Genomic DNA, 13,435 nt, shown 5'->3' with positions numbered 1-13,435 from the left:
TATATTCAAAAACATGTTTGTGTTCCCCCTGTTCCCCAAACATTCAATAAGGGGGAACGGCCGCAGCCCACGGTTTTACTGGCTGTTCCCCCGTTCCCCCTGTTCCCCACGTTTATAGGTTCCTGTGAACTCGGGCATTCGTACTTGGTGGATTTGGTGGTCATGCGCCGGCACCTTCGCTGTCCATGGCTTCTGGGTCGATCACGTACAGCCGCGCCGATCCGCCGGCGGGGATGCGGTACTTTTTGGTTTTTCGGCTATCGCGGTCGGTGTCGCGTTTGGCCAGGGCCCCGCCAACCTCCAGTGCCTTGACCACGCGGGTGAGGCCGAACCCATGGGCGGCCTCGATCAGCGCGGACTTGTTGAACAGATAGAGCCGCTTGCCGGCCACCAGCTCCCAGTATCCGGCGCGGTTGTAGGAGCGGCTCATAGCTCACCCCCGGCGTTCAGGCCAGCGCACCCGGACAGAGCGGCGGAAATTGCCTCGCGGTTGCAGTCGGCGGTGTTGGCGCCGTCAGCGGCTAGGTTCCACGCGACATCTACCAGATTGCGGACGTGCTGACTCGTGCCCTTGTCTGCCAATGCGGCATAGAGAACGGCCTCAACCTTGCGCAGGGCGATCTGGGCGCTCTCGAGATCCTCAAGCGTGTCGTGGGCGATTTCTTGGATGGTGCGGGCGAGAGTATTCATTGCGCACCGCCGGCAGACTCCAGGGAACGTGCAATGGTCATGTGGGAGTTGTAACGGGCGAGGCGAACAGAAAGTGATGAGTTTGCGCGGAGGACGCTCAGAGCCATGCGTCGGTGAGCAAAGGCGCGAATCGCGGACGGACTTAGGGTGGGCATCGGTGTAGCTCCTAACGTTGAGGAACTGCCACCGTTCGCGGCCAAGCAAATTAGGGTGGCAGGTTGCGCGGGGTTGGCCGACCGGGACGTTAGGAACCCGGCACACCCGAAGGTGTCCCCACGCAACCCGCCATAACACGTAACTGCGGGCACAAAAAAAGCGCCAGCAATCGTAATGGGGGCGCTATTGCGCCTAACGTTCCTCGAGCGGCCAAGCCCGATCGCTGAATTTGCAGCGACGGGCAAACCATACCGACGACCACGACTGCTTGCAACAAAAGTTATCGACCGTTTGTCACTGATCATGAGCATAGCTGTCATGGGCGGAAGTCCTCCGAATCGAGTGGCAGCCTCAGTTGCTCCCTCAGATGAGCAACGTGCGCGTACACACCCGGCTTGTCATAGCGCCAGTGAGCCAACCGGCGGCCACTGCTGCTGGCTTCCTTCTTGCGGGCCTCCAGCGTCTGGCAGGCGTTCCCATACCGCGCTTCGCGGAACGCCATGATCAGGCTCGCTTTCAGCTCCACAACGCGGTCGGTATTGCGGGACAGCGACAGCAGGAAGAACGCTTGATCTTCGTTCAGTAGGGCGAAGCGCTCCGGTCTACCACCAGCAGTTCCGGCCAAGGGTTTCTCCGTTTGAAACGGAACAACCCCAAACTCTGCAAAATTCGCCAGGTAGCGCTCGATCAGCGCCATCGGGTTTTTGTGCTTGGCTCCCAGTTGATTGGCGAGCTGGCGGCTATCCACGCGCGGTTCGTTCTCGGTGTGAGTCAGCGTGATTGCATTCATGCTGTCACCTGCGCCGGCGGGTTGGTGCTGAGGTAATAGAGCGCCATGCCCTGGTGAGTGCGCCCTTGATCGTCGGTCAGGGTAAGGCGGTGAGTTAGGATCTTGTGGCCCAGGCTGCGCAGTTCATTGATGCGGGCACCAGGGCGAACGATGTTCAGTTCGCGGATATCCGACCCTGGCCCCCGTGTCATAAGTGATGCCTTGCCGCACAGGCCCTGGTGCTCTCTCGGGACGCCGGAGCACCGCTGTCATGAGCTACGTAACCAGGGCACTCACGAGGCGATCATGAGCGCTGCACGTATGCCAGGGGCTCAGGTTGGGGTTGATAGACTTAGCCCCAGGGAGCCCGCCAGGTCTGGAAGGCTGGGCAATTGTTTCAGCTCAGATGCCATTCGCGAAAGCGGCATGCTCCCGTACTCCCTGCTCACGCTACCATCGTTGTGCCCCGTCAAGGCGTCATGCACATCTTCTGGAATACCGACCTGTCGGCTCATCGTCTTGAAGGTGTGCCGGAAACCGTGAGAAGGGCTGGCAGGGCTCTGGAGCTGCGCCACATCTCGCAGGTACTTCGCCCATGCCTTTCCCACGTTCGCCCCGTAGAAGCCCGCAGGGCTCGGTTGCCGTAGTGCTCCAGTCCCCTTCCTCTCGCCGCTTGGCAATGTCCGACAGTTTGAGCAAGTGCTCTTTGAATGCGCTGGTGAGCGAGTCTAAGGCCGGTGAGTCCTTGGCGGGGGCTGGGATGTTCTCTGCTTTCAGGGCGCGGAGCATGTGCGGCAGGATCACTGCTCGCCAATCCGTCTCGTCACCCTCGTTCAATGCTTCACGAATACTCAACCATTCCTGATGTTGCTCAAAGCCGAATGGTGTCTCCAGCTCTACAGCGTCACCGGGCACTAACGCCCTTCGGAATTTGCCGGACTGTTCCAGTTCGTCAAGTTCACGGTGAAACCAGCGAGCGGCCAACTGCTGCACATCCTTCGCGCTGAGAACTTCGGCGCCAGAGAGTTGAGCGCGTGCGAGGGCAAACGCTTCCTCGGACTTTATCCATTCAGCCGCATGTCTCCCCTTCGCCTCGCCGATGTCTCGGGTTTGCAATGAGCGTTTGTATTCCCGGCCCAACGCAGGGCGCAGGTCGTCAGGTACACGTCGTCGAAAGTAAAAGACGCCGCTTTGAGGATGCTTGAAGGGTTGAGCCATGAGCGCACGAAACCGGGGGACTGTTGACCCGTTTATGATACGGCTGTGAGATGCCATGTGTACCGCCTTTGTGTACCAGTGAGGCGGGCTTGGCAAATGCGGCACAAACAAAAAACCCCTGAAACCGTTAGGAATCAGGGGCTTAGATGTTTTGGTGCCCAGAGACGGAATCGAACCGCCGACACGGGGATTTTCAATCCCCTGCTCTACCGACTGAGCTATCTGGGCAACGGGGCGCATTAAACGGGTTTTTCAGGGGGTCGTCAAGCAAGTTTTCAAAAAATATTTAATTATTACCGTCGCTTACGTGCCGACCCCGGTTTTTGATCAATTATTGAGCAGGCGGCACGTAGCCGTCGGCCTTGGCGTATTCCTCGCCGGAAAAGAACTTGTCCATCTCGCCTGCCAGGTATTTGCGATCTTCGCCGTTCATCATGTTCAGGCGCTTTTCGTTGATCAGCAGGGTCTGGTGTTTCAGCCAGTCACCCCAAGCCTGGGCCGAAATGTGTTCGAAAATATCCTGGCCCTTGGCGCCTGGATACGGAGGGCGTTCCAGGCCTGGCAGTTGTTCTTTGTACTTGCGGCACATTACGGTGCGGGTCATGACGACACTCCTGCATTCAATACGTCGGCCGCGCGCTTCAGCAGTTTTTTTACCGGGGCGGCAAGGCCCAGGCGCGGCGGGGTGGCGAGGTTATACCAGAGCCAGTCGGCCTCGGCCACGTGATGGGCGGATTCCTCGACCTGGACCAGCCAGGGTTCGATGGCCAGCTGGAAGTGGCTGAAAGTGTGGATCAGCCCCGGCAGTTCCTGGTGCTTGCCCAGTTCGAGCGCGTGCTGGCTGGCCAGGTGTTCCAGGTCGGCGAAGTCGTCCAGCTCCGGCAAGCTCCACAAGCCGCCCCACAGGCCGGTGGAGGGGCGGCGGTAAAGCAGAATCGCGCCCTCGGCATTCGCCAGCAAAGGCATCAGCGTGCGCTTCTGCGGGATGGTCTTGCGCGGCTTGGGGATGGGGTAGCGAGTCTCCAGGCCGAGCATATGGGCTTCGCAGCCTTTTTCCAGCGGGCACAGCAGGCAGCTGGGTTTGCTGCGGGTGCACAGGGTGGCGCCCATGTCCATCATGGCCTGGGTGTAGGCGTTGACGCGGTCATGGGGTGTGAAGCGCTCTGCGGTGGCCCACAGCTGTTTGGCCACCTTGGGCTCGCCTGGGTAGCCCTCTTGCGCGGTAAAGCGCGCCAGCACGCGCTTGACGTTGCCGTCGAGGATCGGCGCACGCAGGCCCATGCTCAGGCTGGCGATTGCGCCAGCGGTGGACAGGCCAATGCCGGGCAGTTCGGTGAGCTTTTCGACATCCTTGGGAAACTCGCCGCCGTACTCGGCCACGACAATCTTCGCGGTTTTCTGCAGGTTGCGGGCGCGGGTGTAGTAACCCAGGCCGGTCCACAGGTGCAGCACCTCGTCTTCCGGCGCGGCGGCGAGGGCTTCGACCGTCGGCAGCGAGGCCATGAAACGGTCGAAGTAATTGAGCACGGTGCTTACCTGGGTCTGTTGCAGCATGATCTCCGAAACCCAAACCCGGTAAGGCGTGATGCCCTGTTGCCAGGGCAGGTCATGGCGACCGTGGCGGTCGTACCAGTCGAGTACGGCCTCTGAAAACTGCTCGTTTCTCATCGCTTGAACAGGCCCTTCAACGCGTCTTTCAGCTGCGGGTTAACCTTGTCGAGTTTCTCTTCCAGCTTCTCGCTGAGCTTGTTGCCGGCGGCCTTGATTGCGACCTGGCTCAAGCCGTCCTTGTCCAGACGGCAGGCCTTGGCGCCCAGTTCCAGCGGGCCACGGCAGCGCAACGGGACTTCGATGTTCTGGAAGTTGGAGCCGACTTCGCAGGCCGGGTCCGGCGTATCGCGCTTGTCGCCTTCGACGATGATGCCGACGCGGTAATCCATGCCCAGCACACGCAGGTCGACGTCGCCTTTACCGTTGACCGTCAGCCCTGGGATGCGCACTTTCAGGTCGGGGTTGCTGGCCACACCGTTACGGAAGGTCAGGTTGCCTTTGAGCTCCTGGAAGGGCGTGTCCTTGCCTTGTGGTGTGCTGCTCAGGGTCTTGCGGTTGAGCAGGGCGATACCGGTGCACAGTTGCTGTTCAAGGTTGGCGTTGAGCAGCACGCCGTTGTTGATCACAAAGCTGGCGGTGCCGTTGAGGCTGTCGATCAGTGCCTTCTGGCTGTTGCCACGCCCGGTGAGGTTGCTGTCGAGGGTGATCTGGCCTTTCACCGGCGGGTTTTGCCCCTGGGCTTGCAGGATGCGTTCGACCGGCACTTGTTTGATACGGCTTTGCAGCGCCAATACCGGGATATCCGGGCGCACGTCGAGTGTGCCGTTGGCCTGGAACGTACCGTTGTAGAGCCCGCCGCTGAGGGTGTCGAGCTTGAGCTGGCCGTCGATGCCGGAGGCTTTGAGCGCGGCGTTCTGGATCGGCAGCTTGCTCAGGGTCAGTTGCCCAAAGGCCAGGTCGGCGTCTATATCCAGTGTGCGCAGGCGAGCCAGAGGCAGCAGCTTGTCAGTGCTCCAGGCGCCTTTGGTGGGGGCGTCCGGCAGCGGTGTGGTACCACCAGCGGCCATGGCGCCGGCCTCGCTGTTCTGCACTTCGGCCTGGCGTGCGGCGCTTGCGCCTTTGGCAGATTCGGATTTGGCCGGCAGGTAGTTGTCGGCGTTGAAGGTATCGCCCTTGAGCTGTACCCGCAGCGACTGCTTGGCGAAATCGTCCACGGCCACACGACCGGTGAAGGTGCTGCCATCGAGTTTCAGGTTCAGGTCTTCCAGGGCCACACTGGTCGGCGTGCCCTTGAGGCGGCTGACCAGCTCGACTTTGCTCAGGCTGCCCTCGGCCATGGGCGGCAGCGGGTGGCCGACGCTGTCGAGGAACTTGGCCAGGTCGAACTGGGCGATGGACAAAGCGCCGCTCAGTTGCGGGGTCTTGTCCAGGTCGTTGACCTTGAGTTCGCCCAGCGCGCGCAGTTGGTTGGCCGACAGCTTCATGTTGGTCCATTCGGCGATATTGGCCGCCTGGTCCACCAGCAATTGACCCTGGGTGGAGAACGTCACGGTCTTGCCCTGCAGGGGCTCGCCAGTGGCTTCGCCGGTCACCTTCATGTCTTCGAACTGGTAACGCTTGAGCGCGCGCTGGATGCGCAGGTTGCCGTTAAGCTCGGTCTTCACGCGCATGACCGGCTGGTTGCTGCCGAAGAAGGCGGTGAGTTTGACCGGAATGCTTGCGCCTTCGTGCACGGCGCCAGCGCTCAGTTGGATGCTTTCGGCGCTGAATTGCTTGCCGGTCTGCTCATCGTTGTATTCGATGCGGGCGTTATTCACCGTCAGGCTGTCAATGTCCAGGCGGATCGGTTTTGACGGTTTTTCCGGCTCCGGCTCGGCCTGCTGCTCCACCGGAGCAGGGGTGCCGGTGGTGGTCGCCACGCTTACGTTCTTGCCGATGTCTTCCCAGTTGCCATGGCCTTGCTTGTCACGGCTCAGGCGCAGGTTCAGGCCTTCGACGCGCACATCGCTCATCTGCACTTCACGGCGCAGCAGCGGCAGCACGCGCACCGACAGGCCAAGCATTTGCAGGTCGGCAAAGGGCTGGGTAGGGGCGGTCAGGGTCGCCACGCTGGCTTCGTGCAGCTCGAGGCCGAGCCAGGGGAACAGGCTCCAGCCGATATCGCCATTGAGCGTCAGCTCGATGTGGGCCTTGTCGCGGGCAATCTGGCGAATCTCTTCCTTGTAGTCGTTGGGATCGAAGAGGTGGGTCAGGGCAAAGCCGAGAGCCACAATGATCAGCAACAGCCCGAGAAGTACCAGACCCAGGATTTTGCCGAACGCTTTCATGGGCGAGTCCTTGTATGTCGATTTCAAAATTAAGCCGCAGAGTATAACGCGCTGGCAGCCTGCGTCAGTTCGCGATCGTTACATTGTATCCAGAGCCAGGAGAACAGGATTTTGGCGCCAGAAAAAACAGATTTGCTGAAAAAAGTGATATCAGTTTGGTTTTTCTGTCATCCGCAGGTGCTAATCTCTGCGTGTTCGTCCGCCTTCTGCGACGTATCGTCGCGCCAAAATGGAGCTTCACTCAACAAAAACGGCCACGCTATGCGTGCAAGGCCGAGGGAGAGAGCGCCTGACGGACGCATACTAATAACTGGGGGAAACACCAATGAGCACTAGCACTGCGGCAGGTCACACCGCCGCACAGCCTGCGTTCCTGTCCAAGCAGCGCATTATCGCCAAGCCCGGCTTCAACCGCTGGCTGGTTCCACCGGCCGCCCTGGCCATCCACCTCTGCATCGGCATGGCCTACGGCTTCTCGGTGTTCTGGTTGCCACTGTCCAAGGCGTTGGGGATCACCAAGCCCGTTGCCTGTGCGCCGGACATGAGCTTTATCGCCCAAGTCTTCTCGTCCCAATGCGACTGGCCCATCTCCATGCTGGGCTGGATCTACACCCTGTTCTTCATCTTCCTGGGCTGCTCGGCAGCGATCTGGGGCGGCTGGCTGGAACATGCCGGGCCGCGCAAGGCTGGCGTAGTATCGGCGCTGTGCTGGTGTGGCGGCCTGTTGATCTCGGCGCTGGGTATCTATACCCACCAGATCTGGCTGATGTGGATTGGCTCCGGGGTCATTGGCGGTATCGGCCTGGGCCTGGGTTACATCTCGCCCGTGTCGACCCTGATCAAGTGGTTCCCGGACAAGCGCGGTATGGCTACCGGCATGGCGATCATGGGCTTCGGCGGCGGCGCGATGGTCGGTGCACCCCTGGCCGCGGCGCTGATGGGCCACTTTGGCTCGCCGACCAGCGTCGGTGTATGGCAGAGCTTCCTGGTGATGGCTGCGATCTACTTCGTGTTCATGATCGGCGGCGCACTTTCGTACCGCGTACCGCCCACCGGCTGGAAGCCTGAGGGCTGGACCGCGCCGGCGAAAAAAGCCAATAACGCGATGATCACCCACCGTCACGTGCACGTGAACGTGGCGTGGAAAACCCCGCAATTCCGTCTGGTGTGGCTGGTGCTGTGCCTGAACGTATCGGCCGGTATCGGCATCCTCGGCATGGCTTCGCCGCTGCTGCAGGAAGTGTTCGGCGGCAAGTTGCTGGGTGTGGATGTGCCGTTCGGGCAACTGGACGCCGGTCAATTGGCCTCGATTGCGGCCATCGCTGCCGGCTTTACTGGCCTGTTGAGCCTGTTCAACATCGGTGGCCGGTTCTTCTGGGCGTCGTTCTCCGACTACCTGGGCCGTAAAAATACCTACTTCGTGTTCTTCGCCCTGGGCTTTGCCCTGTACGCGTTGATCCCGAACCTGGGCCACCTGGGCAACGTGGCGCTGTTCGTGGCGGCGTTCTGCATCATCCTGTCGATGTACGGCGGTGGTTTTGCGACCGTTCCGGCTTACCTCGCCGACCTGTTCGGTACCCAGATGGTCGGCGCGATCCATGGTCGTGTGCTGACGGCCTGGGCGGCGGCGGGCGTATTGGGCCCGGTGCTGGTGAACTACCTGCGTGAGTATCAATTGAGCATCGGCGTTGAACGCGCTGCCGCCTATGACATCACCTTGTACATCCTCGCCGGCCTGCTGGTGCTGGGTTTCATCTGCAACTTGCTGGTGCGCCCGGTGGCCGACAAGTACTTCATGACCGACGCCGAACTGGCCGCCGAACAGGCGCTGGGGCATGACAAAGGTGCTGATGCCTCCACTTCCCTGGAGTGGAAAGCTTCTGCCGGCAGCAAGCCATTGGCGATTGCTGCGTGGCTGGTGGTGGGTATTCCGTTGGCGTGGGGTGTGTGGGTGACCCTGCAGAAAACGGCGGTACTGTTCCACTAACACCGCATGAACCTTGTGGGAGGGGGCTTGCTCCCGATAGCGGTTGCTCAGTCGCAGAGTGCTGGCTGATCTACCGCCATCGGGGGCAAGCCCCCTCCCACATTGGCTGTACAGAGTGTTCAGAACTGGGTTCGCAGTTGTATGCACATGTCTATCCCCGACACTCCATCAGTCTTATCCCCTCCGATGTTTCTGTTTAGCGCCCGCGCCCCTATAATGGCTGCCTTTTTCGCCCAATGATTTTGCGGAGCTGGTGATGGCCGAACGTAAGGCGTCCGTCGAGCGCGACACTCTGGAAACCCAGATCAAAGCCTCGATCAACCTGGATGGCACCGGAAAGGCCCGATTTGATATCGGTGTACCTTTTCTTGAGCACATGCTGGACCAGATCGCCCGTCACGGGCTGATCGACCTGGATATCGTCAGCAAGGGCGACCTGCATATCGACGACCACCACACGGTGGAAGACGTAGGCATCACCCTCGGCCAGGCATTTGCCAAGGCCATCGGCGACAAAAAAGGCATCCGTCGCTACGGCCACGCCTATGTCCCGCTGGACGAAGCGCTGTCGCGTGTGGTCATCGACTTCTCCGGCCGCCCAGGCTTGCAGATGCACGTGCCGTACACCCGCGCCACCGTGGGCGGCTTCGACGTCGACCTGTTCCAGGAATTCTTCCAGGGTTTCGTCAACCACGCACTGGTCAGCCTGCACATCGACAACCTGCGTGGCACCAACACCCACCACCAGATCGAAACCGTGTTCAAGGCTTTCGGCCGCGCGCTGCGCATGGCGGTGGAGCTGGATGACCGCATGGCGGGCCAGATGCCTTCGACCAAGGGCGTTCTGTAATGCAGACGGTCGCGGTTATCGACTACGGCATGGGTAACCTGCACTCGGTGGCCAAGGCCCTCGAGCACGTAGGCGCCGGCAAGGTGCTGATCACCAGCGATGCCAGCGTGATTCGCGAAGCCGACCGGGTAGTGTTCCCGGGCGTCGGCGCGATTCGCGATTGCATGGCCGAGATCCGCCGCCTGGGCTTTGACAGCCTGGTGCGCGAAGTCAGCCAGGACCGCCCGTTCCTCGGGATCTGCGTGGGCATGCAAGCCCTGCTCGACAGCAGTGAAGAGAACGACGGCGTCGACTGCATCGGCCTGTTTCCCGGCCAGGTGAAGTTCTTCGGCAAAGACCTGCACGAAGACGGCGAGCACCTCAAAGTGCCGCACATGGGCTGGAACGAAGTTCGCCAGACCGTGGACCACCCGCTGTGGCACGAAGTGCCGGACATGGCGCGCTTCTACTTCGTGCACAGCTACTACATCGCCGCCGGTAAGCCGGGCCAGGTGGTGGGCGGCGGGCACTACGGCGTCGACTTCGCTGCCGCGCTGGCCGAGGGCTCGCGGTTTGCCGTGCAGTTCCACCCGGAGAAGAGCCATACCCATGGCCTGCAATTGCTGCAGAACTTCGCCGCCTGGGACGGTCGCTGGTAAATGGCCAAGAAACCCAAGTTGCCGATCTTGAACCTCACGCCTGAGCAGGAGAGTGAGGCTACCCTCAAGATCAAGCGCTTCATGGAAGACCGCTTCGAGCTCAAACTGGGCTCGTTCGAGGTTGCCGAGATTCTTGAGCTGTTCACCACCGAAGTGGCTCCGCATTATTACAACAGGGCAGTTTTCGACGCGCAGACGCTCCTTAAAGAAAGGTTCGAAAGCATCGAAAGCGACCTGTGGTCGCTTGAGAAACCCTGATTTCCCAAGCATTGCTGAATATCGAATAAGGTTTGCCAGATGCTGATTATCCCCGCTATCGATCTCAAGGACGGCGCTTGCGTACGTCTGCGCCAGGGCCGCATGGAAGACTCCACGGTGTTCTCCGATGACCCGGTGAGCATGGCCGCCAAATGGGTGGAAGGGGGCTGCCGTCGTCTGCATCTGGTGGACTTGAACGGCGCCTTCGAAGGCCAGCCGGTCAACGGCGAAGTGGTCACCGCGATTGCCAAGCGCTACCCGAACCTGCCGATCCAGATCGGTGGCGGTATTCGCTCCCTGGAAACCATCGAGCACTACGTCAAAGCCGGCGTGAGCTACGTGATCATCGGCACCAAGGCCGTGAAAGACCCAGCCTTCGTCGCTGAAGCCTGCCGCGCGTTCCCCGGCAAGGTCATCGTCGGCCTGGACGCCAAAGACGGTTTTGTCGCCACCGACGGCTGGGCCGAGATCAGCACCGTGCAGGTGATCGACCTGGCCAAGCAGTTCGAAGCCGATGGCGTGTCCGCCATCGTTTATACCGATATCGCCAAAGACGGCATGATGCAGGGCTGCAACGTGCCCTTCACCGCTGCGCTGGCGGCGGCCACGAAGATTCCGGTGATCGCGTCCGGCGGTATCCACAACCTGGGTGACATCAAGTCGCTGCTGGACGCCAAGGCCCCCGGCATCATCGGCGCTATCACCGGCCGCGCGATCTATGAAGGTACCCTGGACGTCGCCGAAGCCCAGGCTTACTGCGACGCCTACAACGGCTGAGGACTGACCATGGCGCTGGCCAAACGCATCATCCCTTGCCTGGACGTCGACAACGGTCGCGTGGTCAAGGGCGTCAAGTTCGAGAACATCCGTGATGCCGGCGACCCGGTGGAAATCGCCCGTCGTTACGACGAGCAGGGTGCTGACGAGATTACCTTTCTCGACATCACCGCCAGCGTCGACGGCCGCGACACCACGTTGCATACCGTCGAGCGCATGGCCAGCCAGGTGTTTATCCCGCTGACCGTGGGCGGTGGCGTGCGCACCGTGCAAGACATCCGCAACCTGCTCAATGCCGGTGCGGACAAGGTTTCGATCAACACCGCGGCCGTGTTCAACCCGGAGTTTGTCGGCGAAGCCGCGCAGCACTTTGGCTCGCAATGCATCGTGGTCGCTATCGACGCCAAAAAGGTTTCCGGCCCGGGCGAAACCCCGCGTTGGGAGATCTTCACCCACGGCGGCCGCAAGCCGACTGGCCTGGACGCGGTGGAGTGGGCGATGAAGATGGAAGCCCTGGGCGCTGGCGAAATCCTGCTGACCAGCATGGACCAGGACGGCATGAAAAACGGCTTCGACCTGGGGGTGACCCGCGCCATCAGCGATGCGCTGGGCATTCCGGTGATCGCGTCCGGCGGTGTGGGCAACCTGCAGCACCTGGCTGACGGCGTGACCGAAGGCCACGCCAGCGCAGTGCTGGCGGCGAGTATTTTTCACTTTGGCGAATACACGGTTCCCGAGGCCAAGGCCTACATGGCGGCGCGCGGTATCGTCGTTCGTTAAACGTTGCTGGACACCATGGCGGGCGCGCGGCACTCTCTGCGCTTGCCATGGATCCCGGTAGCCTTCATGTTCAAGACCCTGTTGCTCGCCCTCGCCAGTACCTCCCTGCTGTTGGCCGGTTCGGCCCACGCCGAAGAACCGTCTGACGCCACCCTGGTGTTGCTGACGGAAAATTTCCCGCCCTACAACATGGCCAGGAACGGCAAGAACTTCGCCAAGGAAGAAAACATCGAAGGTATCGCCGTGGACATCGTCCGCGAGACCTTCAAGCGCGCCGGCATTTCCTACAACCTGACCCTGCGTTTTCCTTGGGAGCGAATCTACAAGCTCGCCCTGGAAAAGCCCGGCTACGGCGTATTCGTGATGGCGCGCCTGCCGGATCGCGAAGCGCTGTTCAAATGGGTCGGCCCGATTGGCCCGGATGATTGGGTGCTGCTGGCCAAGGCCGACAGCAAAATCCAGCTGGCCGACCTTGCGCATGCACGCCGCTACAAGATCGGTGCCTATAAAGGCGACGCCATCGCCGAGACCCTGGAGAAGCAGGGCCTCAAACCGCTGGTGGTACTGCGTGACCAGGACAATGCGCAAAAGCTGATGGATGGCCAGATCGACCTGTGGGCCACCGGCGACCCGGCGGGCCGTTATCTGGCACGCCAGGTCGGGGTGACCGGGCTCAAGACGGTGCTGCGCTTCAACAGTGCAGAGCTGTATCTGGCGCTGAACAAAAATGTGCCGGACGAGGTGGTGGCCAAACTCCAGAAGGCGCTGGATCAGTTACGGGGCGAGGGTGTTGTCAACGAAATCATCGAGCGTTATCTCTAGGCTCGTATCGACCTGAGGTGCCAGGGTCGGCACCTCCTGGCTCACCGGTTGCCCTGCGGGCATTAAGGCGCCAGGGCGATCACCGGGTTCGGCGTCAGCCGCCAGCGACTCTCGAAAGTACACATGGTCCGCGTTGACATAGGTGACGGTGTCCGCGAGCTGGGTGCCATCGCTGCGCAGCAACTTGTATTCACTGCGGATGACGTAAGCCGCAACGGTCTTGCTGGCTGGAATGTAGGCTGCGATGTCGGCGCTGGCGGCTTGTGTCCAGCCCTTTGACGATTGTCCCGTGTGCACAAAGGCATTGTTCAGTCGCGCACTGAAGTGTGGTTTTGCGAGGTGCGTCCTGATCGACCAGTCGTTTGCCAATTCGATTCCGGTGCTGGCGGAGAGCGTCAAGGAGCCTTCGCCAATTTCCCCCTTGGCGACGCGCCAGTTGTAGGTCTGGTTGATGTCGGCGTCATTGGTCCCCAGGCCGACGCGCTGGTATTGATCGCTGCGCTCCAGCCGATAGGTGGGCGATAGCTGCAGTTGCTCTGTGGGTTTCAACTCCCAATCTCTCACGACAAACCACGGTAGCTCGCAACTGTGGACCGTTGGGTCGGCCTGTAT

Annotated in this window: 14 protein-coding genes, 1 tRNA gene and 2 pseudogenes; 7 read left to right on the top strand and 10 right to left on the bottom strand. The window is 61.0% G+C overall.

Translation table 11 applies throughout. The annotated features are described in order from the left end of the window. Positions 1 to 160: 160 nt before the first annotated feature. The 9 genes and pseudogenes from GIW02_RS16665 to GIW02_RS16625 form a co-directional block, all read right to left on the bottom strand. Positions 161 to 427: pseudogene (locus tag GIW02_RS16665) on the bottom strand (DUF927 domain-containing protein); the annotation flags it as partial. Next, positions 427 to 690: a hypothetical protein gene (locus GIW02_RS16660; RefSeq protein ID WP_186761711.1), complete on the bottom strand. Its 264-nt coding sequence runs from the start codon at positions 688 to 690 to the stop codon at positions 427 to 429. The gene GIW02_RS16660 and the pseudogene GIW02_RS16665, both read right to left, overlap by 1 nt. Positions 691 to 1,162: 472 nt before the next feature. Beyond that, the gene (locus GIW02_RS16655) at positions 1,163 to 1,636 is read right to left on the bottom strand and encodes a Rha family transcriptional regulator (RefSeq protein ID WP_236414354.1); all 474 of its coding nucleotides are present in this window, start codon (positions 1,634 to 1,636) and stop codon (positions 1,163 to 1,165) included. After that, a complete protein-coding gene (locus GIW02_RS16650) occupies positions 1,633 to 1,827 on the bottom strand; it encodes a helix-turn-helix domain-containing protein (protein WP_456361651.1) in 195 nt (64 codons plus the stop codon). The genes GIW02_RS16655 and GIW02_RS16650 overlap by 4 nt, the downstream gene beginning before the upstream one ends. A 265-nt stretch (positions 1,828 to 2,092) precedes the next feature. Beyond that, complete coding sequence (locus GIW02_RS16645) at positions 2,093 to 2,833, bottom strand: DUF6538 domain-containing protein (protein ID WP_236414356.1); 741 nt, start codon at positions 2,831 to 2,833, stop codon at positions 2,093 to 2,095. Positions 2,834 to 2,985: 152 nt separating this feature from the next. Next, a tRNA-Phe gene (locus tag GIW02_RS16640) sits at positions 2,986 to 3,061 on the bottom strand. Between the two features lie 103 nt (positions 3,062 to 3,164). Next, the gene (locus GIW02_RS16635) at positions 3,165 to 3,437 is read right to left on the bottom strand and encodes an oxidative damage protection protein (RefSeq protein ID WP_122718183.1); all 273 of its coding nucleotides are present in this window, start codon (positions 3,435 to 3,437) and stop codon (positions 3,165 to 3,167) included. Continuing rightward, positions 3,434 to 4,501 (bottom strand): A/G-specific adenine glycosylase, encoded by a 1,068-nt coding sequence (gene mutY, locus GIW02_RS16630; protein ID WP_236414358.1) that lies wholly within the window; start codon positions 4,499 to 4,501, stop codon positions 3,434 to 3,436. Before mutY ends, GIW02_RS16635 begins: the two co-directional genes overlap by 4 nt. Further along, positions 4,498 to 6,711 carry an AsmA family protein gene (locus GIW02_RS16625; protein ID WP_236414360.1) on the bottom strand — a complete coding sequence of 738 codons (2,214 nt, stop codon included), beginning with the start codon at positions 6,709 to 6,711 and terminating at the stop codon, positions 4,498 to 4,500. Before GIW02_RS16625 ends, mutY begins: the two co-directional genes overlap by 4 nt. Positions 6,712 to 7,036: 325 nt before the next feature. Between GIW02_RS16625 and GIW02_RS16620 the strand changes: the two genes are divergently transcribed. The 7 genes from GIW02_RS16620 to GIW02_RS16590 all read left to right on the top strand — a co-directional run bounded on the left by GIW02_RS16620 (position 7,037) and on the right by GIW02_RS16590 (position 12,823). Further along, complete coding sequence (locus GIW02_RS16620) at positions 7,037 to 8,698, top strand: OFA family MFS transporter (protein ID WP_236414362.1); 1,662 nt, start codon at positions 7,037 to 7,039, stop codon at positions 8,696 to 8,698. A 256-nt stretch (positions 8,699 to 8,954) separates the two neighbouring features. Then, positions 8,955 to 9,548 carry an imidazoleglycerol-phosphate dehydratase HisB gene (gene hisB / locus GIW02_RS16615; RefSeq protein WP_003218037.1) on the top strand — a complete coding sequence of 198 codons (594 nt, stop codon included), beginning with the start codon at positions 8,955 to 8,957 and terminating at the stop codon, positions 9,546 to 9,548. After that, a complete protein-coding gene (gene hisH, locus GIW02_RS16610; RefSeq protein WP_016979116.1) occupies positions 9,548 to 10,186 on the top strand; it encodes an imidazole glycerol phosphate synthase subunit HisH in 639 nt (212 codons plus the stop codon). Before hisB ends, hisH begins: the two co-directional genes overlap by 1 nt. Continuing rightward, a complete protein-coding gene (locus tag GIW02_RS16605) occupies positions 10,187 to 10,444 on the top strand; it encodes a DUF2164 domain-containing protein (RefSeq protein ID WP_236414364.1) in 258 nt (85 codons plus the stop codon). A 39-nt stretch (positions 10,445 to 10,483) separates the two neighbouring features. Next, a complete protein-coding gene (gene hisA, locus GIW02_RS16600; RefSeq protein ID WP_003187784.1) occupies positions 10,484 to 11,221 on the top strand; it encodes a 1-(5-phosphoribosyl)-5-[(5-phosphoribosylamino)methylideneamino]imidazole-4-carboxamide isomerase in 738 nt (245 codons plus the stop codon). 9 nt (positions 11,222 to 11,230) lie between these two features. After that, the gene (hisF, locus tag GIW02_RS16595) at positions 11,231 to 12,001 is read left to right on the top strand and encodes an imidazole glycerol phosphate synthase subunit HisF (RefSeq protein ID WP_236414373.1); all 771 of its coding nucleotides are present in this window, start codon (positions 11,231 to 11,233) and stop codon (positions 11,999 to 12,001) included. Between the two features lie 66 nt (positions 12,002 to 12,067). Next, entirely contained in the window at positions 12,068 to 12,823 is a 756-nt protein-coding gene (locus GIW02_RS16590) for a substrate-binding periplasmic protein (protein WP_236414374.1), read from the top strand. Here GIW02_RS16590 and GIW02_RS16585 read toward each other — a convergent pair. Further along, a pseudogene (locus GIW02_RS16585) lies at positions 12,776 to 13,435 on the bottom strand (Vps62-related protein); the annotation flags it as partial. The gene GIW02_RS16590 and the pseudogene GIW02_RS16585 sit on opposite strands and share 48 nt — an antisense overlap.

This window comes from Pseudomonas syringae, assembly GCF_021606685.1.
GTDB classification, from domain to species: domain Bacteria; phylum Pseudomonadota; class Gammaproteobacteria; order Pseudomonadales; family Pseudomonadaceae; genus Aquipseudomonas; species Aquipseudomonas syringae_R.
Note: the sequence above shows the minus strand (reverse complement) of the source record. Positions and strands in the feature narration are given on the sequence as shown.

What these genes read in the sequence shown, in the direction of transcription:
- GIW02_RS16660 (WP_186761711.1), bottom strand. Translation starts at nt 690, where the DNA reads ATGAATACTCTCGCCCGCACCATCCAAGAAATCGCCCACGACACGCTT.
- GIW02_RS16655 (WP_236414354.1), bottom strand. Translation starts at nt 1,636, where the DNA reads ATGAATGCAATCACGCTGACTCACACCGAGAACGAACCGCGCGTGGAT.
- GIW02_RS16650 (WP_456361651.1), bottom strand. Translation starts at nt 1,827, where the DNA reads ATGACACGGGGGCCAGGGTCGGATATCCGCGAACTGAACATCGTTCGC.
- GIW02_RS16645 (WP_236414356.1), bottom strand. Translation starts at nt 2,833, where the DNA reads ATGGCTCAACCCTTCAAGCATCCTCAAAGCGGCGTCTTTTACTTTCGA.
- GIW02_RS16635 (WP_122718183.1), bottom strand. Translation starts at nt 3,437, where the DNA reads ATGACCCGCACCGTAATGTGCCGCAAGTACAAAGAACAACTGCCAGGC.
- mutY (WP_236414358.1), bottom strand. Translation starts at nt 4,501, where the DNA reads ATGAGAAACGAGCAGTTTTCAGAGGCCGTACTCGACTGGTACGACCGC.
- GIW02_RS16625 (WP_236414360.1), bottom strand. Translation starts at nt 6,711, where the DNA reads ATGAAAGCGTTCGGCAAAATCCTGGGTCTGGTACTTCTCGGGCTGTTG.
- GIW02_RS16620 (WP_236414362.1), top strand. Translation starts at nt 7,037, where the DNA reads ATGAGCACTAGCACTGCGGCAGGTCACACCGCCGCACAGCCTGCGTTC.
- hisB (WP_003218037.1), top strand. Translation starts at nt 8,955, where the DNA reads ATGGCCGAACGTAAGGCGTCCGTCGAGCGCGACACTCTGGAAACCCAG.
- hisH (WP_016979116.1), top strand. Translation starts at nt 9,548, where the DNA reads ATGCAGACGGTCGCGGTTATCGACTACGGCATGGGTAACCTGCACTCG.
- GIW02_RS16605 (WP_236414364.1), top strand. Translation starts at nt 10,187, where the DNA reads ATGGCCAAGAAACCCAAGTTGCCGATCTTGAACCTCACGCCTGAGCAG.
- hisA (WP_003187784.1), top strand. Translation starts at nt 10,484, where the DNA reads ATGCTGATTATCCCCGCTATCGATCTCAAGGACGGCGCTTGCGTACGT.
- hisF (WP_236414373.1), top strand. Translation starts at nt 11,231, where the DNA reads ATGGCGCTGGCCAAACGCATCATCCCTTGCCTGGACGTCGACAACGGT.
- GIW02_RS16590 (WP_236414374.1), top strand. Translation starts at nt 12,068, where the DNA reads ATGTTCAAGACCCTGTTGCTCGCCCTCGCCAGTACCTCCCTGCTGTTG.